23 protein-coding genes are annotated in these 24185 nt (G+C 70.8%); 4 read left to right on the top strand and 19 right to left on the bottom strand.

All coding sequences use genetic code 11. The features are described 5' to 3' along the window. Positions 1 to 16 precede the first annotated feature (16 nt). The 3 genes from nusB to DEJ20_RS10650 all read right to left on the bottom strand — a co-directional run bounded on the left by nusB (position 17) and on the right by DEJ20_RS10650 (position 2846). On the bottom strand, positions 17 to 469 hold the full coding sequence (gene nusB / locus DEJ20_RS10640; protein WP_027465744.1) for a transcription antitermination factor NusB: 453 nt from the start codon (positions 467 to 469) through the stop codon (positions 17 to 19). An 11-nt stretch (positions 470 to 480) separates the two neighbouring features. Next, positions 481 to 1044, bottom strand: a complete 564-nt coding sequence (gene efp, locus DEJ20_RS10645) for an elongation factor P (RefSeq protein ID WP_027465745.1) — start codon at positions 1042 to 1044, stop codon at positions 481 to 483. A 110-nt stretch (positions 1045 to 1154) separates the two neighbouring features. Continuing rightward, positions 1155 to 2846, bottom strand: coding sequence for an ABC1 kinase family protein (locus tag DEJ20_RS10650; RefSeq protein ID WP_111235060.1), 1692 nt, complete (start codon positions 2844 to 2846; stop codon positions 1155 to 1157). Between the two features lie 466 nt (positions 2847 to 3312). Between DEJ20_RS10650 and DEJ20_RS10655 the strand changes: the two genes are divergently transcribed. After that, the gene (locus DEJ20_RS10655; protein WP_111235062.1) at positions 3313 to 3492 is read left to right on the top strand and encodes a hypothetical protein; all 180 of its coding nucleotides are present in this window, start codon (positions 3313 to 3315) and stop codon (positions 3490 to 3492) included. Positions 3493 to 3501: 9 nt separating this feature from the next. Here DEJ20_RS10655 and aroB read toward each other — a convergent pair whose 3' ends face one another. The 9 genes from aroB to DEJ20_RS10700 all read right to left on the bottom strand — a co-directional run bounded on the left by aroB (position 3502) and on the right by DEJ20_RS10700 (position 14051). Then, positions 3502 to 4599, bottom strand: a complete 1098-nt coding sequence (aroB, locus tag DEJ20_RS10660) for a 3-dehydroquinate synthase (RefSeq protein ID WP_111235063.1) — start codon at positions 4597 to 4599, stop codon at positions 3502 to 3504. Next, positions 4596 to 5147 carry a shikimate kinase gene (locus DEJ20_RS10665; RefSeq protein WP_111235064.1) on the bottom strand — a complete coding sequence of 184 codons (552 nt, stop codon included), beginning with the start codon at positions 5145 to 5147 and terminating at the stop codon, positions 4596 to 4598. Before DEJ20_RS10665 ends, aroB begins: the two co-directional genes overlap by 4 nt. Further along, the gene (gene aroC / locus DEJ20_RS10670) at positions 5144 to 6364 is read right to left on the bottom strand and encodes a chorismate synthase (RefSeq protein ID WP_110858979.1); all 1221 of its coding nucleotides are present in this window, start codon (positions 6362 to 6364) and stop codon (positions 5144 to 5146) included. Before aroC ends, DEJ20_RS10665 begins: the two co-directional genes overlap by 4 nt. A gap of 42 nt (positions 6365 to 6406) precedes the next feature. Further along, positions 6407 to 7969, bottom strand: a complete 1563-nt coding sequence (mltG, locus tag DEJ20_RS10675; RefSeq protein ID WP_146245405.1) for an endolytic transglycosylase MltG — start codon at positions 7967 to 7969, stop codon at positions 6407 to 6409. Between the two features lie 93 nt (positions 7970 to 8062). Continuing rightward, a complete protein-coding gene (gene ruvX, locus DEJ20_RS10680) occupies positions 8063 to 8506 on the bottom strand; it encodes a Holliday junction resolvase RuvX (RefSeq protein WP_171907752.1) in 444 nt (147 codons plus the stop codon). Between the two features lie 8 nt (positions 8507 to 8514). Then, positions 8515 to 11172: an alanine--tRNA ligase gene (alaS, locus tag DEJ20_RS10685; RefSeq protein WP_111235066.1), complete on the bottom strand. Its 2658-nt coding sequence runs from the start codon at positions 11170 to 11172 to the stop codon at positions 8515 to 8517. A 59-nt stretch (positions 11173 to 11231) separates the two neighbouring features. Continuing rightward, complete coding sequence (locus tag DEJ20_RS10690) at positions 11232 to 11414, bottom strand: hypothetical protein (protein ID WP_027465751.1); 183 nt, start codon at positions 11412 to 11414, stop codon at positions 11232 to 11234. A 420-nt stretch (positions 11415 to 11834) separates the two neighbouring features. Beyond that, positions 11835 to 12464 carry a 30S ribosomal protein S4 gene (gene rpsD / locus DEJ20_RS10695; protein WP_017887166.1) on the bottom strand — a complete coding sequence of 210 codons (630 nt, stop codon included), beginning with the start codon at positions 12462 to 12464 and terminating at the stop codon, positions 11835 to 11837. 234 nt (positions 12465 to 12698) lie between these two features. Beyond that, the gene (locus tag DEJ20_RS10700; protein ID WP_110891562.1) at positions 12699 to 14051 is read right to left on the bottom strand and encodes a replication-associated recombination protein A; all 1353 of its coding nucleotides are present in this window, start codon (positions 14049 to 14051) and stop codon (positions 12699 to 12701) included. A 132-nt stretch (positions 14052 to 14183) separates the two neighbouring features. Between DEJ20_RS10700 and DEJ20_RS10705 the strand changes: the two genes are divergently transcribed. Continuing rightward, positions 14184 to 14996: a peptidylprolyl isomerase gene (locus tag DEJ20_RS10705; protein ID WP_111235067.1), complete on the top strand. Its 813-nt coding sequence runs from the start codon at positions 14184 to 14186 to the stop codon at positions 14994 to 14996. Positions 14997 to 15109: 113 nt separating this feature from the next. After that, positions 15110 to 16342, top strand: a complete 1233-nt coding sequence (locus DEJ20_RS10710) for a DUF349 domain-containing protein (protein ID WP_110864584.1) — start codon at positions 15110 to 15112, stop codon at positions 16340 to 16342. Between the two features lie 115 nt (positions 16343 to 16457). Here the strand turns inward: DEJ20_RS10710 and DEJ20_RS10715 are convergent, their stop codons facing one another. The 5 genes from DEJ20_RS10715 to DEJ20_RS10735 are packed head-to-tail and all read right to left on the bottom strand — an operon-like array spanning position 16458 to position 19723. Then, on the bottom strand, positions 16458 to 17420 hold the full coding sequence (locus tag DEJ20_RS10715) for a bifunctional riboflavin kinase/FAD synthetase (protein WP_111235165.1): 963 nt from the start codon (positions 17418 to 17420) through the stop codon (positions 16458 to 16460). 8 nt (positions 17421 to 17428) lie between these two features. Beyond that, positions 17429 to 17884 carry a hypothetical protein gene (locus tag DEJ20_RS10720; protein WP_111235068.1) on the bottom strand — a complete coding sequence of 152 codons (456 nt, stop codon included), beginning with the start codon at positions 17882 to 17884 and terminating at the stop codon, positions 17429 to 17431. 45 nt (positions 17885 to 17929) lie between these two features. Then, positions 17930 to 18295 (bottom strand): hypothetical protein, encoded by a 366-nt coding sequence (locus DEJ20_RS10725; protein WP_071244774.1) that lies wholly within the window; start codon positions 18293 to 18295, stop codon positions 17930 to 17932. Further along, a complete protein-coding gene (gene truB / locus DEJ20_RS10730) occupies positions 18292 to 19254 on the bottom strand; it encodes a tRNA pseudouridine(55) synthase TruB (RefSeq protein ID WP_111235069.1) in 963 nt (320 codons plus the stop codon). The genes DEJ20_RS10725 and truB overlap by 4 nt, the downstream gene beginning before the upstream one ends. Before the next feature lie 22 nt (positions 19255 to 19276). Further along, positions 19277 to 19723, bottom strand: coding sequence for a hypothetical protein (locus DEJ20_RS10735; protein WP_051596740.1), 447 nt, complete (start codon positions 19721 to 19723; stop codon positions 19277 to 19279). A 52-nt stretch (positions 19724 to 19775) separates the two neighbouring features. Between DEJ20_RS10735 and DEJ20_RS10740 the strand changes: the two genes are divergently transcribed. Next, the gene (locus DEJ20_RS10740; RefSeq protein WP_502866577.1) at positions 19776 to 20702 is read left to right on the top strand and encodes an iron-sulfur binding domain-containing protein; all 927 of its coding nucleotides are present in this window, start codon (positions 19776 to 19778) and stop codon (positions 20700 to 20702) included. Here DEJ20_RS10740 and rbfA read toward each other — a convergent pair. Continuing rightward, positions 20699 to 21172 carry a 30S ribosome-binding factor RbfA gene (gene rbfA, locus DEJ20_RS10745; protein WP_111235070.1) on the bottom strand — a complete coding sequence of 158 codons (474 nt, stop codon included), beginning with the start codon at positions 21170 to 21172 and terminating at the stop codon, positions 20699 to 20701. The genes DEJ20_RS10740 and rbfA overlap by 4 nt on opposite strands. Positions 21173 to 21285: 113 nt before the next feature. Next, a complete protein-coding gene (infB, locus tag DEJ20_RS10750; RefSeq protein ID WP_111235071.1) occupies positions 21286 to 24138 on the bottom strand; it encodes a translation initiation factor IF-2 in 2853 nt (950 codons plus the stop codon). Between the last annotated feature and the right edge of the window lie 47 nt (positions 24139 to 24185).

Here is a 24185-nt window from a genome sequence, read left to right on the forward strand (position 1 = left end):
GCTGACGTGGTCAACCCTACCGGGACTCCTGGTCTCCTGCGACCGTCCGACCGGACGGTGCACGACCGCCGGCGACGGCCCCGAGCACGCCGTTGACGAAGCCCGCCGAGTCCTCGGTGGACAGCGACTGCGCGAGCTCGACCGCCTCGGCGATGGCGACGGCGTCGGGCACCTCCGGGTTGAACCGGAGCTCCCACACGGCCATCCGGAGGATGCAGCGGTCGAGGACCGGCATCCGGGCGATCGACCAGCCCTGGGCGTGGTCGACGATGACGGAGTCGATCTCGTGACGAGCATCGTCGACACCGGTGACGATCTGACGCGCGTAGTCCCAGCTGGAGGCACGCTCCGGCTGGTCCAGGTGCCGGACCGTCTCGGTGGCGAGCACGTCCGCGATCGGCAGCTCGCGCACCTCGGCCACGTACAGCATGTCGAGGGCGCGCTTGCGGGCCTTCGAACGAGCACTCATACGGTCAGCGCCTAGGAGTTGACGCGGCCGAGGAAGCTGCCGTCGCGCGTGTCGATCTTCACCAGGGTGCCGCTCTCCAGGTACAGCGGGACCTGGATGCGGTGGCCGGTCGCGATGATGGTCGCGTCCTTGGTGCCGCCGGAGGAACGGTCGCCCTGCAGGCCCGGCTCGGTCTCGACCTCGGTGACGATCGACGTCGGGAGCTCGACGTACAGCGGGTTGCCCTCGTTCATCGCGATGGTGACCATCGCGGACTCGAGCAGGTAGTTCTTGGCGTCGCCGACCACGGTCGCGGAGACCGGGATCTGGTCGTAGGTGTCGGTGTCCATGAACACGTAGGAGTCGCCGTCCTCGTAGAGGAACTGGTAGTCCCGACGGTCGACGGTCGCGGTGTCGATCTTCGCGCCGGCGTTGAACGTGCGGTCGACGACCTTGCCGGAGACGACGTTCTTGAGCTTCGTGCGGACGAACGCGCCGCCCTTGCCCGGCTTGACGTGCTGGAACTCGACGACCGACCACAGCTGGCCGTCGATGATGAGAACGGCGCCGTTCTTGATGTCTGTGGTACTGGCCATGAGTCGTCGGTGTCCCGTTCGGTCGTGTTGTGAAGTGTCCTCGGGCCGCGGACGGCCCCGGACGAGTGTAGCGGACGCCCGCCCGGCGGCCGGAGCGGTGCGCGCCGCGGTCAGCGTCGCCGTCGGGCGAGCCAGGCGTCGATCGCCGCCCAGACGAGCAGCACCACCGCCGCTCCCCCGAGCAACCCGCCCGCGACCCCCGTGGACAGGGCCGCCGTCGGTCGCGCCGGCAACGACAGGTAGACGATCGCCAGGATCCCCGCTCCCGCGCCGAGCAGCACGAGCAGGATGCGCCGGATCATGCCGGACACGAGCTGCCGGTCGCGGCTGTCCGCGAAGAGCCGGATGTTCACCGTGAACCGGCCGGTCTCGATCGCCTCGCCGATGCGGTCCACCCGGCGGGGCAGGCGACGGGCAGCCGACACGACGCCGAGCAGCTCCTTCGCCGCGAGGTCGCGGAGCTTGCCCGGCCGGAGCTGGTCGGTGATCTGCTCCCGGGCGAGTCCGCGGGACTCCTCGAGCAGGTCGAACGACGGCGCGAGCGTGCGGAGCGTGCCCTCGAAGATGGCCAGGGCACGGGCCGCGGCGACGAAGTCCGGCGGCGGCTTCAACCGGTACCGCCCGAAGACCTCGACCGCGTCGTCCACGGTGTCGACACCGATGCGCGCACCCGGGCCGAGCTCGTCTGCGACGAAGCGGGCGATGTCACGACGGAAGTCGGGCTCGTCGTGCGCATCGCGCACGGGTGCCATCCGCAGGACCGCATCGGCGATCCGGGACGTGTCGTCCTGCAGGTAGGCGGCCAACAGGTCCTGGACCGTGTCCCGGAGACCCGGGTCGAGCCTCCCGACCGATCCGAAGTCGATCAACGCGGGCCGCCCGTCGGGCAGCACCAGGACGTTCCCCGGGTGCAGGTCCGCGTGGTACAGGCCGTCGAAGACGACCTGGCGCAGGAAGGCGCGGAGGATGGCGCGCATCGGCGCGTCGAGGTCGCGCTCCGAACGCTCGGCGCGGATCGCGCTGAGCGTGTCGCCCTCCAGGAACTCCATCACGAGCACACGCCGGCCGGACAGGTCCGGGTAGGGATCCGGGAACCGGACCTCGTCCGGACGCGCGCTGCGGGCCTGGGCCGCACGCAGCGCGGTGAGGTTCCGGAGCTCGGAGACGAAGTCGACCTGCCGGATCAGGTCGTCCGCGTACTGGCCGGCGATGTCCTGCACGCCGACCTGTCGCGCCTCGGTCGACCACCGGGCCATGAACCGGACGACCCGCAGTGCGATGTCCACGTCGCGGCGCACCGCTGCGTCGATCCCCGGCCGCTGCACCTTGACGGCGACCGCGGTGCCGTCGGGCAGCCGCGCGCGGTGCACCTGCGCGATGGACGCCGCTGCGACGGGCACCGGGTCGAAGGTCGCGAAGACCTGGTCGACCGGGGCGCCGAGCTCCTGCTCGAGGAGCGCACGGACCTCGTCCGCCGGCGCCGCCGTGACGTTCCGCTGCAGGTGGGCGAGTCCCTCGGTCCACTCCTCGGGCAGCAGGTCGTCGCGGGTGGAGAGCAGCTGGCCCATCTTCACGAACCCGCCACCGGCTTCCTCGAGCGCCCGGCGCAGGTGCTCGGCCTGGTCGCGACGCAGCTCCGAGGTGGCCGGGTCGTGCGAGAAGTCGAGACGACGGAACGGCACCAGGTGGTGGCGGCGGGCGATCGAGAGGAGTTCCGTGAAGCGTCGACCACGGGAGCGCAGGGTGCCGGTGTCGGCATCGCGCGGGCCGGAGAGGTCGCTCAGTCGGGGTGGGGTGGGCACGCCCGCCAGTCTGCTCCCCGGTGCTGGGTCCGCAGCGTGCGGGTGGCCCGGTCCGTCGCGCCGCCCATCCTCCTCCACAGCCTGGAGGCCCGGCGCGGCTTCCACAGGTCGGCGCGGGCCCGGCGCGGGGCTCGGTCCTGGAGCGAGACACTCGTGCTGTGGAGACAGCACTGACCGCGGCGTGCATCGCCGCCGGAGCGGCGATCGTCGCGGCCGTCGTCAGCTGCTTCGGGGCGTTCCAGAGTCGACGGACGTCCGATCGTGACCATGCCTGGCTTCGGTTCACCTGGGCCGTCACGCAGCGGCCGGACATGAACACATACGACATTTCCACAACGGTGCTCCGAGACCTGGAGACCGTACCGTGGTGGTCGAAGGCCGATCGCCGACTCGCGAGCCGAGCGCTCCGCAGGCGAGCCAGCGCCGACCAGGCACATGACGACGACGAACGAAGGGCCTCCGACTGATGTCGTTCCTGCGACCGCTCCCCGACGCGCCCGACCTCGACGAGGACGACGACGTCCTCTTCGCCTGGGACCACGGCGCCACCGTCGACGAATGGCGGGAATCCCAGCGCACCGGTGTGGTCACCGTCTCGACGCGCGTCACCTGGTGGTGGCGCAGGACGCGCCGGGTCCTGCGCTGACCGGGGTGGCTAGACGCCGACCTCCTGGTAGGCGGTGAAGAGCAGGTGGTCCTCGGGGCCCTCGAGCACGACGGGCTTGCCGACGCCGTCCAGGATGATGAACCGCAGCATGCCGGCACGGGCCTTCTTGTCACGACGCATGGTGGCGAGCAGCCCCTGCCAGCGCCCGACGCCGTACGAGGTCGGCAGTTCGAGCGACTCGAGGATCGCCCGGTGCCGGTCGACCGTGGCGTCGTCCAGGTGCCCGGTGAGTCGGGCGAGTTCGGCGGCGAACACCATGCCGACCGACACCGCTGCGCCGTGGCGCCACTGGTACCGCTCGGCGTGCTCGATCGCGTGCCCGAGGGTGTGCCCGTAGTTCAGGATCTCGCGTCGCCCTTGCTCCGTGAAGTCGTCCGAGACGACCTCGGCCTTGAGCGCGATGGCCAGCTCGACGACCCGGCGGAACTCCAGGGTCGTCGGGTCGGTGACCCGGTCGACGTCGGCCTCGACGATGTCCAGGATCTCGGGCACGGCGATGAACCCGGCCTTCACGATCTCGGCGAACCCGGTCAGGATCTCGTTGCGCGGCAGCGTGCGGGCGAGGTCGAGGTCCACGACGACGGCACGTGGAGCGTAGAAGGCGCCCACCAGGTTCTTGCCCTCGTTCGTGTTGATGCCCGTCTTGCCGCCGACGCTGGCGTCCACCATGCCGAGCACGCTGGTCGGGACGGCCACGTACGGCACACCGCGCAGCCAGGTCGCGGCGACGAAGCCGGCCAGGTCGGTGACGGCGCCGCCACCGAGGCCGATCACCGCGTCGGTGCGGGTGAAGTCGGCCTGCCCCATGATCTGCCAGCAGAACGCCGCGACCTCGACGCGCTTGGCACCCTCGGCGTCGGGGACCTCGGCGATCAGGGCTTCGAGCCCGGCCTCGACCAGCAGCGCCCGGAGCTCGTTCGCCCGGGCACCGAGCGTCGGCGAGTGCACGATGAGGACCTTGGCGACGCGCGGGCCCAGGATCGCGGGCAGGGCGCCGAGCAGGTCCGTGCCGACGGCCACCGTGTAGCCGTCGTCACCGCCGACCCGGATCTCGGTGGTCCCGGCGGGCAGGGTCGACTCGGTCACGGTGCTCCTTCGGTGCTGGTGGTGCTGGTGGTCGTGCTGCGCAGCCACGTGACGACCTCGTCGACCACGCGGGACATCGGCCGGCGGGACGTGTCGACCACGACGTGCGCGAGCTCGGCGTAGGTGGCGGCCCGCTCGTCCATGATCGTCTGCCAGGCGTCGATCCCGCCGTTCGCCAGCAGGGGCCGGTCGGACCCGGCGATCCGGTCGGCGACGGCCTCGGGCGAGACGGTGAGCAGGACGATGCGCGCCCCGCTCAGGGCCTGCCGGGTGTCCGCGTGGGTGACGGCTCCCCCACCCACGGCGATCACGCCGCCGGTGGCGAGCGCTGCCCGGACCGCCTGGGCCTCGAGCGCGCGGAACGCCGGCTCACCGCGGTCGGCGAATATCCCGGGGATCGGCCCGTGCTCGCGCACGATGACCCGGTCGGTGTCCGTGAACGGGACGCCGAGGGCCTTCGCCACCCGCTTGCCGACGCTCGACTTGCCGGCGCCCATCGGGCCGATGACGACCACGGGCGCGTCGGCGCGTCGGACGTCGGTGCTCACAGGTCGGTCGACGTCGCCGACGGTTCGGTCCGGCGCGTGCGCAGGGTCTCCGGGATCGCGGCGAGGTAGGCGTCGAGGTTGCGCTTCGTCTCGACGACGTTGTCGCCGCCGAACTTCTCGAGCACTGCGTCGGCGAGCACCAGGGCCACCATCGCCTCGGCGACGACACCCGCAGCCGGCACGGCGCAGACGTCCGAGCGCTGGTGGTGCGCCGAGGCGTCCTCACCGGAGACGACGTCCACCGTGTGCAGGGCGTGCGGGATGGTCGCGATCGGCTTCATCCCGGCGCGGACGCGCAGCACGGTGCCCGTGGACATCCCACCCTCGGTCCCGCCGGCGCGGTCGCTCGTGCGGTAGATCTCGCCGTCCTCGCGGTACAGCTCGTCGTGCGCGGCGGAGCCCCGGCGGCCGGCGGTCGCGAAGCCGTCACCGACCTCGACCCCCTTGATGGCCTGGATCCCCATGATCGCCGCGGCGAGGCGGGCATCGAGCCGGCGGTCCCAGTGCACGTGCGAGCCGAGGCCCGGCGGGACACCGTAGAACAGCACCTCGACGACGCCGCCGAGGGTGTCGCCGTCCTTCTTCGCGGCCTCGACCTCGGTGACCATGCGTGCGGAGGTCTCGGCGTCGAAGCAGCGCAGCTGGTCCTCGTCGAGGCGGTCCACGTCGTCGGGCAGCGGCAGGTCCGTGCCGTCGGGGACCCGGACGGTCCCGACCTGCAGGGTGTGTGCCACCGAGCGGATGCCGAGTTCGGCCAGGAACGACTTGGCGACGGCACCGAGCGCCACGCGTGCGGCGGTCTCGCGGGCGCTCGCACGCTCCAGGATCGGGCGCGCTTCGTCGAAGCCGTACTTCTGCATGCCGACCAGGTCGGCGTGACCCGGACGCGGTCGGGTGAGCGGCGCGCTCCGCCCGCGGGACATCTCGGTGGACTCGATCGGCTCGGGGTTCATGACCTCGACCCACTTCGGCCACTCGGTGTTGCCGATGCGGATCGCGATGGGGCTGCCGAGCGAGTAGCCGTGCCGGACACCGCCGGACACGTGCAGCTCGTCCTGCTCGAACTTCATCCGCGAGCCACGGCCGTAGCCGAGCTTGCGGCGCGCGAGATCGGCACGGATGGACTCGAACGACACCGGGACACCCGCGGGCAGGCCCTCGAGCATGGCGATCAGTTCGGGTCCGTGGGACTCACCAGCAGTCAACCAACGAAGCATGCCGCAATCCTCCCACAGCGTTCGTCCGTGCGACGTCGTCGCTTACTGGTACTCGGGGTGCGCCCGCAGCCAGGACCGGAACTGCTCGACCGCCACCAGGTGCTGGTCGTAGGTGTCCGAGAAGACGGTCTTGCCCGACTCCAGGTCGACCGTCACGAAGTACAGCCACTTGCCCGGGGCCTCGTTCGTCACGGCCTTGATCGCGATGTCCCCGGGGTTCGAGATCGGTGCGGGCGGCAGCCCCTCGTGCACGTAGGTGTTGTACTCGTTCGAGGCGTCCGCACGCTCGGCGTCCGTGGTCGTCACCGTGTGCGTGTTGCCCGTGCCGTACGCGACCGTGGCGTCGGACTGCAGCTTCATCCCCTGGTCGAGGCGGTTCTGGAACACGCGGGCGACCTTGGGGTAGTCGGCCGCGAGACCGGCTTCCTTCTGCACCAGCGACGCGAAGACGATGGTGCGTTCCTGGTCGGCCTCCTTGACGCCGGCGGCGGCCAGGTGCTCCTTCATGGTGTCGACCATGGACTTGAAGTACTGCTCGGCGGTCCAGCCCGGGTTGATCGGGTAGGTGGCGGGGAAGAGCCAGCCCTCGAGCGTCGTGACGCCGGACGGCAGGTCGTAGGCCGACAGGTCCTTCGCGGCCGCGTCGACCTGCTTCTCGGTCAGGCCGGCCTTCGAGACCATCCCGGCCTTGATGTCGGCGAGTGCCGTGCCCTCCGGGATGATGATCGACGCCTGGACGCGGTTGTCCTTGTCCTGCAGGGCCGCCAGCGCCGACTTCGAGCTCATCTGCTTCTTCAGCGCGTACGAACCGGGCTGGAACTGCACGTCCGGCGAGGCCAGCAGGAGCTTGTAGAACACCTTCGAGTCCTTGACGACGCCGCTGCGCTGCAGCGTCGCGGCGACGTTCTCGCCGATGTCGCCCTGCTTGATGGTGATTGTCACCTTCGAGGTGCCGTCGCCCGTGTAGTCGTCGGGCTCCTGCGCGCCGCTGATCGCCGCGATGAGCTGCTGGATCTTGGGTGCGGCGAACGTGTACGCCCCGACCCCGGCAGCGAGCACGACAGCGACGATGACGAGCCCCGCGACGAGCGGTCCGCGCCGGCGCTTCGGCCGTGGCTCGCGGGGCGGCCTGGAGGCGCGTCCTCCGCCGCCTCGTCCCCCGCGTCCGCCGCCTCCCGCGGCACCACCGCCGCCGGTCGCGTCACCGTCGTCCGTCCCGTGGGCGTTGGATCCGCCGGCCGCGGCGGTCACCGCGGGCTCGGTCGGCAGCTCGCCGGTCAGCAGTGCGGCGACCTCGGGGTGCAGGTCTTCGGGTCGGGTGGCGATCGGTGCGTCGGCGGGGGACGCCGGGCGTTCGCCGCGTGCGGCTGCCGGGGCCTCGGTGGTCCGTTCGGCGGCCGGCGGCTCCTCGGTCGCTGCGACGCGGGCCCGTTCGGCCTCGAGGGCGCGGGCTTCGCGTCGGGACATCGGAGGCGCCGGCGGTGGGGTCACCGGACCAGCGTCGTCGCGGTCATCGGTGCCTGTCGTGCGGTCGGAAGTCGCCTTCCGCCGCTCGGCGTCGTTGCCGGGCGCGATGATCGCGTTCCAGTCCAGATCGTCTGCCAACGTCCTCGGTCTCTCGGTCGGGAACTCCACCTGGGCACCGTCGTCCTCACAGCTGACGACGAGAGCACCCATGTGCGGTACCGGGCAGCCCTGTCAGGGAAGCGTGGTGCCCGGAGGGGCACCGGCACTGCGCTCGTGGTCGAGCGCGTGTTGCAGAATGATAACAGCGGCTGCTTGGTCGATCACGGCCCGGGACTTCTTCGTGTTCTTCCCGGCCTGGTGCAGCCCTCGCTGGGCGGTCACCGTCGACAGTCGTTCGTCGACCAGGCGCACCGGCCGACGTGCCGCGATCCGGGCCGCGAACACGCGGGCGTCCTCGGTCGAGGCCGTGTCCCCACCCGACATGGACAGCGGCAGTCCGACGACGACCTCGAGCACGTCGTACTCGTCCGCGAGCTCGAGGATGCGCCGGAGGTCCTTCGAGTCGTCGCGACGGACGGTCTCGACCGGCGTCGCCAGCAGGCCGTCGCGGTCGCACACGGCGACCCCGATCCGGGCGCGTCCGACGTCCACGCCGAGCCGCCGCCCGGACCGGATGCCCACGGTCAGCCCGCGAGCCGTGCGGTCACGGCACGCAGCGCCGCGGGGAGCGCTGCCGCGTCGGTCCCGCCGCCCTGCGCCAGGTCCGGCTTGCCACCGCCACCGCCACCGAGCACGCCGGCGGCCTCCTTCGCGAGGGGGCCCGCCTGCACGCCCGCAGCACGGGCGGCGTCGTTGGTCGCGACGATCACGATCGGCTTGCCGCCCACGACGGCACCGAGAACGACGACGGCTGCGCCGTCACCGAGCTGGCCGCGGACGCCGGTGGCGAGCGAGCGCAGGTCGTCGCCGGACTGCAGCCCGTCGACCGTCTCGGCGACCACGGTCGTTGCACCGACCGTGGTGGCGTTCCGGGCGATTGCGGGCACGCGCTGCTGCAGGTTCGCCGACTCGTACTCGGCGAGCTTCTTCTGGGCGGACCGGAGGTCCTCCATCAGGTTCTGCACGCGGGCCGGCAGGTCGGCACGGGGAGCCTTGAGCGCGCTGGAGAGCTGCGACACGATCGTGCGCTCGACGGCGAGGTCGCGGAACCCCTCGAGCCCGACCAGCGCCTCGACGCGGCGGTTCGTCGAACCGACGCTCGACTCCCCCACCAGGTTGACGAGCCCGATCTGCGCGCTCGAGGCGACGTGCGTGCCACCGCAGAGCTCGCGGGACCACGGGCCGCCGATGTCGACCATGCGGACCTCGGCGCCGTACTTCTCACCGAACAGGGCCTGCGCCCCGAGGGCCTTCGCCTCGTCGATGGGCAGGATGCGCGTGGAGACCTCGAGGTCGGTGCGGATCGCGGTGTTCACGACCTCCTCGATCTCGGAGCGCGTCTCGAGCGAGACCGGCTGCGACCACGAGAAGTCGAGGCGCATGTAGCCGGACTTGTTGTACGAACCGGCCTGCAGCGCCTCCGGCCCGAGGATGTCGCGGAGGGCCGCGTTCACCAGGTGCGTCGCGGAGTGCGCCTGGGTCGCACCGCGGCGGTACTCCGCGTCGACGACGGTGCTCGCGGCGTCGCCGACACCGACCTCGCCGGAGCGGACCTGCACGGTGTGGCTCCACAGCCCGGAGACCGGTCGCTGGACGTCGAGGACCTCGAGGTCGAACCCGTTGCCGACGATCGAGCCCTGGTCGGCGTCCTGGCCGCCAGACTCGGCGTACAGCGAGGTCTCGCCGAGGATGACCTCGGCGATGTCACCGGCGACCGCACGGTCGACGCTCACACCGCCGACGATGATGCCGAGCACGCGCGTCTCGGCCTCGAGCGCGTCGTAGCCGAGGAACGTCGTCTCGCCCTTGGCCCGGAACGCGCTGTACACGCTCAGGTCGGCGATCGCGGTCTTCTTGCTCTTCGCGTCGGCCTTCGCCCGGGCACGCTGCTCGGACATCAGGGTCTCGAACGCCGTGCGGTCGACGTGGACCCCGGCTTCCTCGGCCATCTCCATCGTCAGGTCGATGGGGAACCCGAAGGTGTCGTGCAGCAGGAACGCCGTGTCGCCGCCGATCGACGGGGCGCCGTCCTGCTTCGCGCGCTCGACGGCGACGTCGAGGATGGTCGTGCCCTGCGCCAGGGTGCGGAGGAAGGTCTCCTCTTCCGCGTAGGCGATGCGGGAGATCCGGTCGTAGTCGGACGCCACCTCGGGGTAGGCGTCGCGCATGGCGTCGCGGGACGCCGGGAAGAGCTCGGGGAACGTGGGCGCCTCGACACCGAGCAGACGCATCGCGCGGACGGTGCGACGGAGCAGACGACGGAGGATGTACCCGCGGCCCTCGTTCGACGGGCTCACGCCGTCGGCGATGAGCATCAGCGAGGAACGGACGTGGTCGGCGATGACGCGCATCCGCACGTCGTCCTCTTGCACGGCGCCGTAGCGACGACCGGAGATCTCGGCCGCGCGGTCGAGCACCGGGCGCACCTGGTCGATCTCGTACATGTTGTCGACGCCCTGCTTGATGAAGGCGACGCGCTCGAGCCCCATGCCGGTGTCGATGTTCTTGTTCGGCAGCTCGCCGGTGATCTCGAAGTCGTACTTCGACCGCACGTCGGCGATCTGGTACTGCATGAAGACGAGGTTCCAGATCTCGACGTAGCGGTCGTCGTCCGTCGCCGGGCCGCCGTCGATGCCGTACTCGGGGCCACGGTCGAAGAAGATCTCCGAGCAGGGACCCGCGGGTCCGGGCTGTCCGGTCGACCAGTAGTTGGTGTCCTTGCCGAGCCGCTGGATCCGCTCGTCGGGCAGCGACGAGTGCTGCTTCCAGAAGCCGATCGCCTCGTCGTCCTCTTCGTAGACGGTGACCCAGAGGTCGTCGGGCGAGAAGCCGAGCCCACCGTCGGTCTCCGGCTTGGTCAGGAACTCCCAGGCGAACTGGATCGCCTGCTCCTTGAAGTAGTCGCCGAACGAGAAGTTGCCGTTCATCTGGAAGAACGTGCCGTGGCGCGGGGTCTTGCCGACCTCTTCGATGTCGTTCGTGCGGATGCACTTCTGCACGCTCGTCGCCCGCGGGAACGGCGCCGGGATGAGACCGGTCAGGTACGGGATGAACGGCACCATGCCGGCGACCGTGAAGAGGAGCGACGGGTCGTCGGAGACGAGGGACGCGGACGGGACGACGGTGTGGCCGCGGTCACCGAAGTACTGGAGCCAACGGCGGCGGATCTCTGCGGTCTGCATGGTGCTTCCTGGGTTCAGGTCGTGGGTGGAGGAGGGTCGTGGCTGCTCGGTCGGAGCGCTCAGACGTCGGTACGGAGCTCGGCCTCGCGCGACCGGTAGCCGTCCGCGACGGCACCCGTGAAGGCCTTCGTCTTGGCGTTCACCTCGGCGAAGAGCCGGGCGCCACCGGAGGTCTGGGCGACCCGGTGTGCGACGGCGAACCCGATGACGATGCCGACGGCGACGAAGAACAGCTGCTTCACGGTGCCTCTCCCTCTGTGCACCCGGGCGGTGCATGCCCGGACAAGCTTAGTCGCCGGGCACTTCCGCGCGTCCCCGTCCGCAAGACGCCGTCGTGTCGGCAGGACGCCGCCGAAACCAGAGGCGTCTCGCGCACCCGGAGGCGCGTCGATGAGACGACGGCGTGTTGCGGACCGACCAGGGGCCGGGCTGGAGGCCGCGCGCACGGCGCACCCCGCGCCTCCCCTCCGCCCTGCTCACGTCCACTGCCCCACACAAGACGCCGTCGTGTCGGCAGGACGCCGCCGAAACCAGAGGCGTCTCGCGCACCCGGAGGGGCGTCGCCGAGACGACGGCGTGTTGCGAAGCGTCGCCGGTGCCGGAACGCCGAACGGCGGGTCGCCCTCGAGAGGACGACCCGCCGTTCGGGCGTGATCAGTGGATCAGCGAGCTGCGTAGTACTCGACGACGAGCTGCACTTCACAGGTCACGGGGACCTCGGCGCGCTTCGGGCGACGCACGAGGCGGGCCTGGAGCTTCTCGATCTCGACCTCGAGGTAGCCCGGGACCTTCGGGAGGACTTCCTGGTGGCCACCGGCAGCGGCGACCTGGAAGGGCTCCATCGACTCGGACTTCGCCTTGACGTGGATCAGCTGGCCCTCCTTGACGCGGAAGGAGGGACGGTCGACGAGCTTGCCGTCGACCAGGATGTGGCGGTGCACGATCAACTGACGGGCCTGCGCGGTGGTGCGGGCGAAGCCGGCACGGACCACGAGGGCGTCGAGGCGCTGCTCGAGGAGCTCGACCAGGTTCTCACCGGTCAGGCCCTTCGTCTTGCGGGCCTCTTCGAAGACGATGCGGAGCTGCTTCTCGCGGATGCCGTACTGGGCGCGCAGACGCTGCTTCTCACGGAGGCGGACGGCGTAGTCGCTGTCCGCACGACGGCGCGTCCGGCCGTGCTCACCGGGCCCGTAGGGGCGCTTCTCGAGGTAACGGGCAGCCTTCGGCGTCAGCGGGATGCCGAGTGCGCGCGACAGGCGGGTCTTGCTGCGGGTACGTGACTTGGTAGACACAGGGTCCTTTTCTCTGTTCGAACTGAATACTCACCGGAAGCCGGGCACGCGAGTGCCGGTGGCCCCGACGACGGGATCCAGAGGGATGAGCCTGTGGGATCGGACGGCTACAGTCCGAACCTCTGCCCCCGTACCACCGGAGTGGCACTCTGTCCTCGACGCAGCCGTGCTCGAGGACCAGGACGTAGGCCCGGCAATGCTAGCAGCATCGGGGCGAGCGCAGAAGCACCGCCACTAGTGCCCGCGTGTGATCTTCCGGAGTCGTTCGAGCCGCGGCCCGACCTCGCGCTCGTAGCCGTTGGCCGTCGGCGTGTAGTACTCGGTGCCCTCGAGGGCGTCGGGCAGGTACTGCTGCTCGGCGACACCGTGCTCGGCGTCGTGGGAGTAGACGTACCCCTTGCCGTGCCCGAGGCGCTTCGCCCCGGCGTAGTGCGCGTCGCGCAGGTGCATCGGGACCGTGCCCATGCGCCCCGCCTTCACGTCCGCCATGGCCTGGTTCACGCCGTTGTAGGCGGCGTTCGACTTCGGCGCCGTCGCCAGGTACACGACCGCCTCGGCCAGCGGGATCCGCCCCTCGGGCATCCCGATGAGCTGCACGGCCTGGGCCGCGGCGACCGCGATGGGCAGCGCCTGCGGGTCGGCCATGCCGATGTCCTCGGACGCGGAGATGATGATCCGCCGCGCGATGAACCGGGAGTCCTCGCCGGCCTCGATCATCCGGGCGAGGTAGTGCAGGGCGGCGTCGACGTCGCTCCCCCGCACCGACTTGATGAACGCGCTGATGACGTCGTAGTGCTCGTCGCCCTGTCGGTCGTAACGCAGCAGGGCCCGGTCGACCGCGGCGGCGACGGTGTCGGCGTCGACGACGGGCACCGTTTCGTCGTCCTCGTCCTGTGCGGCGGTGGCCGACGCCGCCGCTGCCTCGAGCGCGGTGAGGGCACGTCGGGCGTCGCCGGACGCGAGGCGGATGATCGCACTGCGGGCTTCGTCACCGAGGACGACGGCACCGCCGAGCCCGCGGGGGTCCTCCACCGCGCGGTCGACGAGCATGCCGAGGTCGGGATCGGTGAGCGGTTTGAGCGTCAGGAGCAGCGAGCGGGACAGCAGCGGCGAGATCACCGAGAACGACGGGTTCTCGGTGGTGGCGGCGATCAGGATCACCCACCCGTTCTCGACCCCGGGCAGCAGGGCGTCCTGCTGGGCCTTGCTGAACCGGTGGATCTCGTCGAGGAACAGCACCGTGGTCGACCCGTACAGGTCGCGGTGGGTCAGGGCCTTCTCCATGACCTCGCGCACGTCCTTCACGCCGGCGGTCACGGCCGAGAGCTCGACGAACTCGCGACCGGACTGCCGGGCGATGGCCTGTGCCAGCGTGGTCTTGCCGGTGCCGGGCGGGCCCCACAGGATCACGGAGACCCCGCCGGGGTTCTCACGCGTGCCGGTGGCCAGCTGCACCAGGGGCGAACCCCGGCCGAGCAGGTGCTGCTGACCGGCGACCTCGTCGAGGCTGGTGGGGCGCATCCGGACGGCGAGCGGGACGGAACCCTGCGCGAGACCGGCGCGACCACCCGTGGTGGGCGCGTGCATTCCCGAACGATCCGCTGCCATCCTGCAATCGTAGGCCGGTCCACCGACGCAGGCCGCGCCTCCCGCCAGGTGGTGGTGGTGACCGTTCGGCTACGCTCGTTGCACACTGCGACGAGAGGGCAGACCAGCACCGTGGCACCGAAGAACCCAGCGCGTGACAACCGCGAGGCGCGCGAGCGCCTCCGCCTCTACCAGGCCCGCCAGGGCCTCCACGAGCGGCAGCGACGCCGCCGCGTGCGGGACAACCTGATCGGCGCCGGTGCCCTCGTCCTCGTCGCGGCCCTCGCCACCGGGTCGCAGCTCGCCTTCGCCGGGTCGCGGGGGTCGGACGCACCGGCCCCGAGCGCCTCTGCGTCGTCGACGGCCACGCCGTCGGCCAGCGCCACGGCCGGCAACACCGGCGACGTGCCGAGCAAGTCGATCGCGAAGGGCGCGACCTGGACCGGTACGCTCACGCTCAACAAGAGCATCGACCTCGGCATCGAGCTGGACGGCGCGAAGGCACCGCAGGCCGCAAGTGCCGAGATCTCGTTGATCCGTGAGCAGTTCTACAACGGCACCACCTGCCACCGGCTCGCCGACAGCGACGGGCTGAAGTTCCTGCAGTGCGGCTCCGCGAACGGCGACGGCACCGGCGACGCCGGCTTCGAGTACGGCCCGCTCGAGAACGTGCCGGAGGACGGCGTCTACGAGAAGGGCACCATCGCGATCGCGCGGTCGGACTCCCCGTACTCGCAGTCGACGCAGTTCTTCATCGTCTACGGGGACACCACGCTCGACGGCTCCACGGGCGGCTACACGGTCGTCGGCAAGGTCACGAGCGGGCTGTCCGAGCTCGAGTCGAAGATCGCCTCGAAGGGCATCGCGTCCCCCGGCAGCGACGGCACCGGTGAGCCGAAGGTGGCGACGAAGATCACCGACGCGACCATCGCGGAGCAGAAGTAGTCCACAACCCGTCGCACCGGTCGGGCGGCGGAGCCCGTCCGTGCAATAGGCTGACGACCTGACCGTGCCGACGGTGACGTCGGCGATGCACGACCACGATCGAGGCGAGACCTGTGGGATCTGACGAAGCAACGACCTGGGGGCGGGTCGACGAGAACGGGACCGTGTACGTCCGGTACGAAGAGACCGAACGTGCTGTCGGTGAGTACCCGGACGCCACCCCCGAAGAAGCCCTCGCCTACTTCGCGCGGAAGTACGCCGACCTCGAGGGGCAGGTGAAGATCGCCGAGCAGCGTGTCCAGCGCGGTGCGTCGGCGAACGACGTCGCCCGGACGGTCGAGCACCTGACGGCCCTGGTCGCCGACGCGCGGGTGGTGGGTGACATCAAGTCGCTCGAGACCCGCGTGGGCGTTCTCGCCGAGCAGCTCGGCTCGCTCACCAAGGAGCAGGCGGAGCAGGCGCAGCAGGCCCTGCAGGACGCCCTGGCGCACCGCACCGCCCTGGTGGAGGAAGCCGAGGCACTCGCCGCGGTGGACCCCGCACGCGCGCAGTGGAAGCAGATCACGGCGCAGCTCGACGACGTGTTCGCGCGCTGGCAGCAGCACCAGCACGACGGGCCGCGGATCCCCAAGAACGAGGCGAACGACCTGTGGAAGCGATTCCGCGCAGCGCGGTCCACCGTCGACCAGCACCGTCGTGCCTTCTACTCCGAGCTGGACGCACAGCACCGTGACGCCCGGACCCGCAAGCAGGAGCTCGTGGCGCAGGCCGAGGCCCTCGCGCCCCGCGGTTCCGACGCGATCCCCGACTACCGCCAGCTGCTCGACGACTGGAAGAACGCCGGACGTGCCGGCAAGCGCCACGACGACGCACTCTGGGCGCGCTTCAAGGCCGCCGGAGACGTGCTGTTCGAGCAGCGCCACGCCGAGAGCGCAGCCGAGAACGAAGAGTTCTCCGCCAACCTCGAGGCGAAGCAGGCCCTGCTGACCGAGGCCGAGCCGCTCCTGCAGGCGACGGACCGGGTCGCCGCGCGCAAGACCCTCACCGGCATCCAGCGCCGCTGGGACGAGATCGGCAAGGTCCCCCGCGGTGACGTCCGTCGGGTCGAGGACCGCCTGCGTGCAATCGAGGACCACGTCCGTGGGCTCGAGGACGCGCACTGGAAGGAATCGAACCCGGAGCGCAAGGCCCGTCAGAACGGACTCGCGAGCCAGTTGGAAGACGCGATCGGCAAGCTCCAGTCCGAGCTGGCTGCGGCGCAGGCCACCGGTGACGCCCGGAAGATCAAGGACGCGCAGGAAGCCCTCGACGCCCGCAAGATCTGGCTCGACGCACTCGGCGGCTGAGCCTCGCACCACGAACGACGCCCCCGTGACCGATCGGTCACGGGGGCGTCGTTCGTACGGGGAACCAGCAGGCGAGCCGGACCAGCGTGCTGGCCGAGTCAGCGTGCTCGGCAGGTCAGACCGGCGCGGGCAGTCCGAGCAGCAGCCGGATGTCCAGGTCGTCCTGCCGCATCTGCGCGGCGAGCTCGTCCATCGACGAGAACTTCACCATGCCGCGCACGTACGACACGAAGAGCACCGAGATCCGATCGCCGTACAGGTCGATGTCGACGTCGAGCAGGTGCGCCTCGATCTGCTTCGCCGGCACACCCTCGAACGTCGGGTTGTTGCCGACCGACACCGCTGCCGGGTAGACGGTGCCGTCGTGCAGCACCCGGGCGGCGTAGACGCCGTCGGCGGGGACGAAGCCCTCGCACGCCGGGTCGAGGTTCGCGGTGGGGTACCCCATCGCCCGGCCGCGCTGGTTGCCGTGCACCACGACGCTCCGCACGGCGTGTTCGCGCCCGAGGAGGCGAGCTGCCTCGGCAACGCGGCCCTGGCCCAGGAGCTCCCGGATCCAGGTGGAGGACACCCGGCGCTCACCGTCGGGTCGGACGTCGTCGATGAGGTCCACGTCGTCGATGAGCTCGACGGTGAAGCCGTGCTGCTCCCCCAGGGCACGCAGCAGCGCGACGTCACCGGCGCCCTTCGCACCGAAGCGGAAGTCGCTGCCGACGAAGACGAGCCGGGCGTGCAGGGTGTCGACGAGGATCTCGGACACGAACGCCTCGGGCGACTTCGACTGCAGTTCCTGGTCGAACCGGAGCAGCAGGGTGGCGTCGACCCCGGCGTCCTCGAGCAGTTCGCGGCGCTGCGCGGTGCTCGTCAGGGCCGGCGGGACGTGCGGCGGGTCGATGACGTTGAGCGGGTGGCGGTCGAACGTGACGACGGTCGCCACGAGGTGTTGCTCGCGGGCGGCACGCTCGAGGTGTGCGATGACGGCACGGTGCCCGACGTGCACGCCGTCGAACTTGCCGATGGTGACCGCGCTCGGCCCGAACCCGTCCGCCACGTCGGCGGTGTCCTCGTAGAACTGCACGGCCACTCCTACTCGCTCGCCGGGGCGGTGGACGAGGACGCAGCCGGTTCCGATGACTCAGTGACCGCGGTGCGGTGGTGCTTGCGGAGCCACCAGAGCCCGGCGATCGGCAGCACGAGCGGCGCGAAGGCGTAGCCCAAGCCGTAGTACGACCAGATGGTGTCGTCGGGGAACAGCTGGCGGTCGAACAGCGACAGGGTGCCGATGACGAGCACGCCGGTCATCTCGAACACGATCGTGACGCAGGCGACCCGGTACCAGAACCGGCCGGGCACGATGAGGGCGATCATCGCCACGATGTAGACGACGGCAGCGATGGCACTGAGTGTGTACGCGAACGGTGCGAACGAGAACTTCTCGATGATCTGCACGACGCTGCGTCCGGTCGCCGCCAGCGCGAGGATGCCGTACACGGCGATGAGGACGCGGCCGATGCCGGTCGCGAGTGAGGATCTGGTCGCCATTGCACCGATTCTACCGACGCGCGGCTGCGCGCATGACCTCCGGCGTCAGTTCAGCGCGAACCAGATCTGGTACATCCGGTAGACCATCACCGCGACGGTGAAGGCCCCGGCACCGAGCACCACGGTGCTCCACTTCGTGCGGTCGATCAGTGCCCACACGACCGCGGCCGGTGGGACGAGCAGCACCGACACGGCGTACACCCCGAACTCGAGCGCGTTGCCGTCGGGCGGGCTGCCCGTCGCCGGCAGCACGATCGAGATGACGCCCTGCACCAGGAGCAGCAGTTCGATGAGCACGAGGGCACCGACGGTGTAGTCGTTCGGCTTCCAGCCGATGAACCCCACGACGACCGCGAAGAGCCCCACCACCACGGCGAGCACCAGCTGCACCCACATGTACCACTCGATCACGCGCGGGCTCCGGTCTGCGAGGAGGACGACGCACCGGGCGTCGGGAAGTTCGTGATGACCCGGAGCAGTCCCCGGCGGACGGAGACGAGGCCGACCAGCCGGTCGTCTGACGCCGTGACCGCTGCCACCGGACCGTCCGAGTCGGGGTGCTCGGCCGCGACGCGCTTGCCGTCGGTGAGGTCCTTCGCTGAGGCTGCGTCGAGCGTCACCGACGAGAAGAGTCGCCGGGCGATGTCCGCCGGACGTGCGAGCGCGGCGCGGACGTCGACGGCGTCGTCCTCGAGGTCGATGGCGTCCTGCACGTCGAACGGTCCGACGCGGGTCCGCCGGAGCGCGACGAGGTGCGCTCCGGTGCCGAGGGCCGCGCCGACGTCACGGGCGAGCGCGCGGACGTAGGTGCCCGACGAGCAGGTCACGACGACGTCGAGGTCCACCACGGCGACGTCGGTGCCGCCGACGGGGACGGTCCGCTCGTTCCGCGTCGTCACGTCGAACTGCGAGATGGTCACCGTGCGGGACTTGAGCTCCACCGCCTCGCCCTTGCGCGCCAGGTCGTAGGCACGGCGCCCGTCGACCTTGATCGCGCTGACCGTGGACGGGACCTGGTCGATCACGCCCCGCTGTGCTGCGACGGCGGTCTCGACGGCATCGTCTGAGACGTCGGCAGCGGCCACACCGACAGCAGCGGTCGGCGTGCCGTCGGCGTCGTCGGAGTCCGTGGAGACACCGAGCCGGATGGTCGCCGTGTAGGTCTTGTCGAGGCCCACCAGGTGCGTGAGCAACCGGGTGGACGGCCCGATGCCGAGCAGCAGCAGCCCGGTGGCCATGGGGTCGAGGGTGCCGGCGTGGCCGACCTTCTTCAGGCCGAGGCGCCGACGGGCGATGGAGACCACCCGGTGGCTGGAGATCCCCTGCGGTTTGTCGACGAGGAGGATGCCGTCCGGCGCGGTTTCGAGCACCAGGCGAGATTACCAGCGCCGGTCAGCAGGCGTCGTTCCACTCGCGGCGGGGATGCTCGGGATCGGTGACGTCAAGGACCGCGGAGGCCGCGATCTTCACGTCGGCACGGCGCTCGAGTCGGCCGGACTCCTGCTCGACCCACAGCGACCAGCGCCACAGGGTTCGCACCCCGGGGGCGAGGACGCCCCGACCGTGCACGATCAGGACACCGTCACCGGCTCCGGTCGTGCGGAAGGGCGTCACCAGGTCGGACCGGAGCGTGTCCTGGTCGGCGGACGGCGCGGCGGCCGCCATCGCGGAGACCCCGTGCTGCTCGAAACCGGTGACGAGCGCGGCCGCGACCCGCTCGAGGTCGGTGCCGTCCTGCCCGTCGACGCCGATGACGGTGCGGTTCGTGCCGACCTGCGCGATCGCCTCTGCAGCGATCGCAGCCATCGTGTCGGTCTCTTCGGGTGCCCAGCGTGCCATGCGTCCACCGTAGGCTGTCGAGGTGAACGCGAGTCGGGCCTCCAGACCGGATGTGGACAAACCGACCGCGCAACGCGGTGTGCAGGAGCCGGCCACGCCGGAACGGCCCGACATCGCGACCCCGCTGATCGCGTGGTTCCGGCAGCAGGCGCGGGACCTGCCGTGGCGCCGCTCCGGCTTCCCCGCGTGGGGGACGCTCGTCAGCGAGATCATGCTGCAGCAGACGCAGGTCGCGCGCGTGATCCCCCGTCTGGAGGCGTGGCTCACCCGGTGGCCGACGCCTCGCGACCTCGCGGACTCGCCCCCGTCCGAGGCGGTGCGTGCCTGGGACCGGCTCGGCTACCCGAGACGCGCGCTCGCGCTGCACGCGGCGGCGACCGCCATCGCGACCGACCACGGCAACGTCGTGCCCCGCGACGTCGGCGCCCTGCTCGCCCTGCCGGGCATCGGCGACTACACCGCCCGCGCCGTCGCGGTCTTCGCGTACGGCGACCGGCACCCGGTCGTCGACGTCAACGTGCGCCGCGTGCTCGCACGTGCGGTCCTCGGCCAGGGCGAACCCGGGCCGGCGAAGGCGAAGCAGGACCTCCCGCTGATGGAGTCCGTGCTGCCGGCGGACCGCGACGACGCAGCCACCACGAACGCCGCAGTGATGGAGCTCGGCGCACTCGTGTGCGTGTCCCGCTCCCCCGCGTGCGATGCATGCCCGATCGCGGACCGCTGCGCGTGGCGTGCGGCCGGGTACCCGGAGCACGACGGGCCGCGGGCTCCGCGGCAGGCGAAGTTCGCCGGCAGTGACCGCCAGGTGCGCGGCCTGATCATGGCCGAGCTGCGCGCCAGCGACGTGCCGGTCACCCGGTCCGAGATCGAACCGGTGTGGCCGGACGCCGATCAGCGCGATCGGGCGCTCGCGTCGCTCCTGCGAGACGGACTGGCCGTCGGGGACGACGCGAGCGGCTACCAGCTGCCCGGGGTCTAGGAACGCGGCTCGGCGGAGCCGTCGGTCTCGGCAGCGTCGTCGGCGTCCTCGTCCTCGTCGCGCTTGTACGGGTCGGCGTCGCCGGCGTACGTCGCACCGACCGAGGCTGCGCGGACCTGCTCGTCGCGCACCTGGGCCTGAACGAGCAGGTCCTCCATGTGCGCCGAGGTCTCGGGCAGGGCGTCGGCGATGAACTCGAGCGACGGCGTGAGCCGGGCGGTGATGTTCTTGCCGACCTCGGACCGGAGCATGCCGGTCGCGGCCTTGAGCGCCGCGGCGGAGTCTGCACGCTCCTCGTCGGTGCCGTAGACGGTGTAGAAGATCGACGCGTGCTGCAGGTCGCCGGTCACACGGACGTCGGTGATCGTGACGAACCCGAGTCGCGGGTCCCGCAGACCCTTGTCGAGTCGACGTGCGACGACTTCCTTGATGCGGTCCGCCATCTTGCGTGCGCGCTGCGGATCGGCCATTAGGTGCCTCCTGAGGCAGTGGCGGGACGCTTCCCGCCGGTGGTCCTGCGTGGGAAAGGGGTCGGGCCCCGGCCTCCCGCGTGGGGAGGCCGGGGCCCAGAGGAGTCACGCGATCAGTCGCGCGGCTTCTCGACGAGTTCGGTCGTCTCGACCTCGTCGCCGATCTGGATGTCGTTGAACTTGCCCAGACCGATACCGGCTTCGAAGTCCGTGCGGACCTCGGTCACGTCGTCCTTGAAGCGACGCAGTGACTCGATGGCCAGGCCATCGGCGACCACCACACCCTCGCGGATGACGCGCGCCTTGGCGTTGCGCGTGATCGTGCCGGAGCGGACGATGACACCCGCGATGTTGCCGAACTTCGAGGAACGGAACACCTCGCGGATCTCGGCGACGCCCGACTGGACCTCTTCGTACTCGGGCTTGAGCATGCCCTTGAGGGACTGCTCGATGTCGTCGAGTGCGTTGTAGATGACCGAGTAGAAGCGCACGTCGATGCCTTCGCGCGCCGCACGCTCACGGGCCTTGACGTCCGGACGGACATTGAAGCCGATGACGATGGCGTTGTCGATCGTGGCGAGGTCGATGTCCGACTCCGTGATCGCACCGACACCGCGGTGCAGGATGCGGAGCTGGACGCTGTCGTCGACCTCGATGTCCAGGAGCGACTGCTCGAGTGCCTCGACGGCACCGGAGACATCACCCTTGATGATGAGGTTGAGCGACTCGACCTTGCCCTCTTCGAGCGCACGGGTGAAGTCCTCGAGCGAGATGCGCTTGCGCGACTTCGCCAGCAGGGCGTTGCGCTCGGCGGCTTCACGCTTCTCAGCGATCTGACGCGCCGTGCGGTCCTCTTCGGTGACGAGGAAGGTGTCACCGGCGCGGGGCACCGAGGACAGACCCTGCACCTGGACCGGGCGGCTCGGCGTCGCGGCCTTGACCGCGACTCCGTTCTCGTCCGTCATCGCACGGACTCGGCCGTAGGCCGTGCCCGCCACGATGGCGTCACCGACGTGGAGCGTGCCGGACTGGATGAGGACCGTGGCGACTGCACCGCGACCCTTGTCGAGCCGGGCCTCGATCGCGACACCACGGGCGTCCTTGTCGGGGTTCGCACGCAGGTCGAGACCGGCGTCCGCGGTGAGCAGCACGGCGTCCAGGAGCTCCTGGATGCCGATGTTCTGCCGCGCCGACACGTCGACGAACATGACGTCGCCGCCGTACTCCTCGGCCACCAGGTTGTACTCGGTGAGCTGCTGACGGACCTTGGCGGGGTTCGCGTCTTCCTTGTCGATCTTGTTGACCGCGACGACGATCGGCACACCGGCCGACTGCGCGTGGTTCAACGCCTCGATGGTCTGCGGCATGATGCCGTCGTCCGCCGCGACCACGAGGATCGCGATGTCCGTCACCTGGGCACCACGGGCACGCATGGCCGTGAAGGCCTCGTGACCGGGGGTGTCGATGAAGGTGATCGGGCGGTCGATGCCCTCGTGCTGCGCGACGATCTGGTACGCACCGATGTGCTGGGTGATGCCACCGGCCTCGCCCTCGACGACCTTCGAGTTGCGGATCGCGTCGAGGAGGCGGGTCTTGCCGTGGTCGACGTGACCCATGACGGTGACCACCGGCGGCCGCTGCTGCAGCACGTCGTCGTCTTCGTCCTCGAGTTCTGCGTCGAGGTCGATGTCGAAGCCCTCGAGGAGCTCCTTGTCCTCGTCCTCGGGCGAGACGATCTGGATCTTGTAGCCCAGCTCGTCACCGAGGACCTCGAACGTTGCCTCGTCCAGCGACTCGGTCGCGGTCGCCATCTCACCGAGGTGGAACAGCACCGTCACGAGGTTGCCGGGCATTGCGTCGATCTTGTCCGCGAAGTCCGAGATGCTCGCACCACGACGGAGTCGGACGACCGTGTTGCCGTCGCCGCGAGGGACCTGCACACCGCCGAGCGACGGGGCCTGACGCATCTCGTACTCGGCGCGCTTCGTCCGCTTCGACTTGCGGGCACGGCTCTTGCCGCCACCGCGACCGAACGCACCGGCGGTACCACCACCGGGGCCACGACCACGGCCACCGCCACCGGCGGGACGCGGGCCGCTGAAGGCCGGACGCGGGAAGCCGCCACCGGCACCGCCGCCGGCACCCGGACGGGCACCGGGGCCACCACGGCCACCACCCTGGCCCGGGCGCTGCCCGAAGCCGTTGGGACGGTTGCCCTGACCGGGACCACCCGGACGCGGAGCACCCGGACGGGGCGTGCCCGGACGCGGGGGCTGCGGACGCGGGATGCCACCGCCACCGGCTGCGCCGGCGGCGGGGCGCTGGCCCATGCCCTGGTTGGACGAGTACGGGTTGTTGCCGGGGCGCGGCGGGCGCGAGCCCATGCCCTGGTTCGACGAGTACGGGTTGTTGCCCGGACGTGCGCCGGGCTTGGGGCCACCCGGCTTCGGACCGGCGGCCGCGGGAGCCTTCGGGCTGGTGCCCGGCTTCACGGCGTCGGACTTCGGAGCACCATCGGCCGACCCGCCTGCCTGCTCGGCGGCCTGCTTCTCAGCGGCCTGCTTCTCGGCGCGGGCCTTCTGCGCGGCCTCGGCCTCGGCCTGTCGCTGGGCGACGGACTTCGGTGCGGCCGGCGCGGGCACGTCGGCAGCGGGTGCTGCCGGGGCCTCGGGCTCGGGAGCCGGTGCCGGACGAACCGGACCCGGACGGGGGCCGCCGGGCTTGGGTGCACTCGACTTCGGCGCGCTGGCCTTGGCGGGTGCGCTCGGCGCGGAGGCCGAGGCGGCGGGCTTCGCCGCGGGGGCGCCGTCTGCCTGGAGGGCGGCACGGAGCTTCCGTGCCACGGGGGGCTCGATGCTCGAGCTGGCACCCCGGACGAACTCGCCGAGCTCCTTGAGCTTCTCGAGTGCGGTCTTGCTGTCGACGCCGAGTTCGCTTGCGATCTCGTGTACGCGTGGTTTAGCCACTGTTCTCCTTCACGGGTCCCACCCCGTAAAGGGGCAGGACTCAATGG

The organism is Curtobacterium sp. MCSS17_005 (genome assembly GCF_003234225.2).
Classification (GTDB): Bacteria; Actinomycetota; Actinomycetes; order Actinomycetales; family Microbacteriaceae; genus Curtobacterium; species Curtobacterium flaccumfaciens.

What these genes read in the sequence shown, in the direction of transcription:
- nusB (WP_027465744.1), bottom strand. Translation starts at nt 469, where the DNA reads ATGAGTGCTCGTTCGAAGGCCCGCAAGCGCGCCCTCGACATGCTGTAC.
- efp (WP_027465745.1), bottom strand. Translation starts at nt 1,044, where the DNA reads ATGGCCAGTACCACAGACATCAAGAACGGCGCCGTTCTCATCATCGAC.
- DEJ20_RS10655 (WP_111235062.1), top strand. Translation starts at nt 3,313, where the DNA reads ATGTCGTTCCTGCGACCGCTCCCCGACGCGCCCGACCTCGACGAGGAC.
- aroC (WP_110858979.1), bottom strand. Translation starts at nt 6,364, where the DNA reads ATGCTTCGTTGGTTGACTGCTGGTGAGTCCCACGGACCCGAACTGATC.
- alaS (WP_111235066.1), bottom strand. Translation starts at nt 11,172, where the DNA reads ATGCAGACCGCAGAGATCCGCCGCCGTTGGCTCCAGTACTTCGGTGAC.
- DEJ20_RS10700 (WP_110891562.1), bottom strand. Translation starts at nt 14,051, where the DNA reads ATGCACGCGCCCACCACGGGTGGTCGCGCCGGTCTCGCGCAGGGTTCC.
- DEJ20_RS10720 (WP_111235068.1), bottom strand. Translation starts at nt 17,884, where the DNA reads ATGGCGACCAGATCCTCACTCGCGACCGGCATCGGCCGCGTCCTCATC.
- DEJ20_RS10735 (WP_051596740.1), bottom strand. Translation starts at nt 19,723, where the DNA reads ATGGCACGCTGGGCACCCGAAGAGACCGACACGATGGCTGCGATCGCT.
- rbfA (WP_111235070.1), bottom strand. Translation starts at nt 21,172, where the DNA reads ATGGCCGATCCGCAGCGCGCACGCAAGATGGCGGACCGCATCAAGGAA.